4 protein-coding genes are annotated in these 3,282 nt (G+C 70.8%); 1 reads left to right on the top strand and 3 read right to left on the bottom strand.

Features of this window, described 5'->3' with window-relative positions; translation table 11 throughout:
* The first annotated feature begins 82 nt into the window (after positions 1 to 82).
* Positions 83 to 1,333 carry a lipase family protein gene (locus tag ACI379_RS04215; protein WP_439790816.1) on the top strand — a complete coding sequence of 417 codons (1,251 nt, stop codon included), beginning with the start codon at positions 83 to 85 and terminating at the stop codon, positions 1,331 to 1,333.
* Between the two features lie 70 nt (positions 1,334 to 1,403).
* Here the strand turns inward: ACI379_RS04215 and ACI379_RS04210 are convergent, their stop codons facing one another.
* The 3 genes from ACI379_RS04210 to ACI379_RS04200 all read right to left on the bottom strand — a co-directional run.
* On the bottom strand, positions 1,404 to 1,562 hold the full coding sequence (locus tag ACI379_RS04210) for a hypothetical protein (RefSeq protein WP_439790815.1): 159 nt from the start codon (positions 1,560 to 1,562) through the stop codon (positions 1,404 to 1,406).
* Positions 1,563 to 1,685: 123 nt separating this feature from the next.
* Entirely contained in the window at positions 1,686 to 2,915 is a 1,230-nt protein-coding gene (locus tag ACI379_RS04205) for an MFS transporter (protein ID WP_439790814.1), read from the bottom strand.
* Positions 2,916 to 2,981: 66 nt separating this feature from the next.
* Positions 2,982 to 3,282, bottom strand: a 301-nt coding sequence (locus tag ACI379_RS04200; protein ID WP_439790813.1) for a DUF3418 domain-containing protein, incomplete at its 5' end; no start/stop codon positions are given.

Here is a 3,282-nt window from a genome sequence, read left to right as displayed (position 1 = left end):
CCCTGTTCAAACAACTGTTTCATCAGTAACGTGCCGGGGAGTGTCGCTCGTCACCAGCGACCGCACCCCTGGGAGGAACCGCATGAAGCCCCTGTCACTGGTTCGCGTGCGACGAGGTGTCATCGCCTCGGCCGTCGCCCTGGCCGGCGTCGCCGCCAGCCTCGTGGCCACCCCGGCCACGGCCGCCCCGTCCGTCCCCGAGCCGCCGCGCCCGGCCTTCTACGAGGCGCCGGCGACGCTGCCGGCCGCCAACGGTGCGCTGATCCGCAGCGAGAAGCTGACGTACAAGCTCGACCCGGCCGACGTGGCCACGCACTTCAAGAACAGCCACCGCATCCTCTACCGCAGCACCAACCGGGCCGGCGAGGCGATCGCCGTCTCCGGCGTCGTGATCGTCCCCAACGGCGCATGGATCGGCCTGGGCAAGCGGCCCATCATCAGCTACGCCGCAGGCACCCAGGGCATGGCCGACAAGTGCGCCCCGTCCCGTCAGTTCTCCGAGGGCATCGAGTACGAGGCGATCGGCGTCGCCAAGCTGCTGGCCCGCGGGTACGCGGTCGTCATGACCGACTACGAGGGCCTCGGCACTGCCGGCGTCCACACGTACATGGACCGCGTCTCCCAGGGCCGCGCCGTCCTCGACGCCGTCCGCGCCGCGCAGCAGCTCGGGATCAGCGGCATCACCTCGGCCAACCCCGTCGGCCTTGAGGGCTACTCGCAGGGCGGTGGCGCCGCGGCGTCCGCCGTCGAGCTGGCCGGCTCGTACGCTCCGGAGCTGAAGATCAAGGGCGCCATCGTCGGCGCCGTCCCCGCCGACCTCGGCGCGGTGGCCAACAACCTCGAGGGCACCCTGTGGTCCGCGTTCTCGTTCTTCGCCCTGCGCGGGCTGGCCGAGAGCTACGACCTCGACATGTCCCCGTACCTCAACGCCGAGGGCAAGCAGGTGTTCGCCGACGTCGAGCAGGACTGCGTCTTCGACCTCTTCTCCACCGCGTTCAAGCAGTCCAAGGACCTCAGCGCCAACGGTCAGCCGATGGCCGAGATCATGAAGAACGAGCCGCTCAAGTCGATCGTCGAGGCCCAGCGCATCGGCACCATCAAGCCGACCGTCCCGGTCCTGGTTGACCACTCTCGCCTCGACGACACCATCCCGTTCTCGGTCGGCAAGCAGATGGCCAAGTCGTGGTGCAACAAGGGCGCCAACGTGCGGTTCGTTCCCAACGTCGCCCCGCTGCACGTGGGCGGGATGCTCCCCCACTGGGCGCAGGACAACCTGTTCTGGGAGGCCCGCTTCAACGGGCTCCCGCAGATCAACAACTGCTGGACCATCTGATCCAGCAGCAGCAGCAGCCGAGACCCTCCGGACCTCGTTGTCCGGAGGGTCTCGTGCTGCTCCGAGACCGTCAGACGGTCCAGGCGAAGGTGTCGACGACGTGGTCGGCCATCGGGTGGACGCCACGCAGCTCGCCCCGCCGGGACAGGAGTTCGACGAGACCGCGGACGTTGCGGTCACGCAGCCGCTCGCGACGGGACTGCTCGGTGTCCTGACTCAGTGTGTACATGCGCGCTCCTCCTGCTCGAAGGGATGCCGGGGGGAGGGTCCCGACACGTACGAGCCTGCCCCCGCCGGGCTACCGCGGGGTTGACGCCGTGTTACGAGGAGGTCAACCCGGAGGTGACCTGCCTCACGCGTTGGCGGCCTGGGTACGGCGCTCGAGCAGGCCGGAGGCGACGATCAGCGCGACGCCCAGCACGGACAGGCCGGCGCCGACGACACCGGGGGCCCGGAAGCCCCAGCCGGCGGCCACCACCAGACCGCCCAGCCACGCACCGAGCGCGTTGGCGACGTTGAGGGAGGCGTGGTTCATCGCCGCACCCATGGTCGGCGCGTCCGAGCTGACCGTCATCAGGCGCAGCTGCAGGTTGACCACCATCACCGACCCCAGGGCCGTGATCGCGAAGACCACCGGGAGCGTCGCCCAGCCGTACGGAGCCAGCAGGCTGAACAGCAGCAGGCTGACGCCCTGACCCGCCCCGCCGATGAGGAGGCTGCGCAGGACCGACCAGTCGGCCAGCCGGCCGGCGAGCCACGTGCCGACGACCATCCCGAGCCCGAAGGCGAGCAGGAAGAACGGGGCCACCGACTCAGGCAGGCCACCCACCTCGTTCACGGTGGGGACGATGTACGTGTACACGGCGAACATGCCGCCGAAGCCCACCGCACCGGCGAGCAGGGTGAGGATCACCTGCGGACGACGCAGGGCGCCCAGCTCGGTACGCCAGTGCGCCTCGCGGTCGCCGGGGATGCGCGGCACGAAGACGGCCACCAGGGTGAGGGTGAGCAGGCCCAGCGCCGCGACCACCCAGTACGCGGTCTCCCAGCCGATGTTCTGCCCCAGCCACGTGGAGGCAGGCACGCCGACGACGTTGGCGAACGAGAGGCCCAGCATCACCGTCGCCACCGCACGCCCGGCCCGACCAGCGGGCGCCAGGTTGGCCGCGACCAGCGAGGCCACACCGAAGTACGCGCCGTGCGGCAGGCCGGAGACGAAGCGCGCGGCCAGCATCGCGCCGTACGAGTCGACGAACGAGGTGGCGAGGTTGCCGACGACGAACATCGCCATCAGGCCGATCAGCACCGCCCGGCGCGGCCAGCGCGAGCCGAGGAAGGCGATCAGCGGGGCGCCGACGACGACGCCCAGCGCGTACGCAGAGATGGCGTGCCCGGCCGAGGGGATCGACACTCCCAGCCCGCGCGAGATCTCCGGCAGCAGCCCCATCGAGACGAACTCGGTGGTGCCGATCGCGAAACCACCGGTGGCCAGGGCCAGCAGGACCCATCCGAACGGGACGGGGCGGGCCGCTCCAGCGGCGTTCTCGGTGGTCGCGCCGGGCGCGGTGGTCGTGGAAGTCATCACCGTACGAACACCGTCGCGCGGGACGGGTATTCCGTGGGGTCGGTCACCGTGGCCGACCGCCGCCTACCCCAACGCCTTGCGGATCCGCTGGTCGCTGACCGGGCCGCGGGTGCCGAGCTGCTGGGCCCACAGGGAGACCCGGTACTCCTCGAGCATCCAGCGCACCGTACGCAGCTTCGCTGGCCACGGCTGGTCGGCCGGAACGGCCGCGACCGCGTGCAACCAGGCCTCCTGCACGCCGGCGACCTGGTCCATGAGCTGGCGGTCGCGCTGCACACCGCCCTCGAGTCGTGCACGCCGCTCGACCACGGCCTTGAGGTAGCGGGTGTACTCGCGGACCTGACGGGCGCCCGCCTGGCCCACG

This window comes from Nocardioides sp., from assembly GCF_051876515.1.
Lineage (GTDB): Bacteria > Actinomycetota > Actinomycetes > Propionibacteriales > Nocardioidaceae > Nocardioides.
The sequence above is the reverse complement of the archived record's forward strand: the minus strand, read 5'-3'. Positions and strand labels throughout refer to the sequence as shown.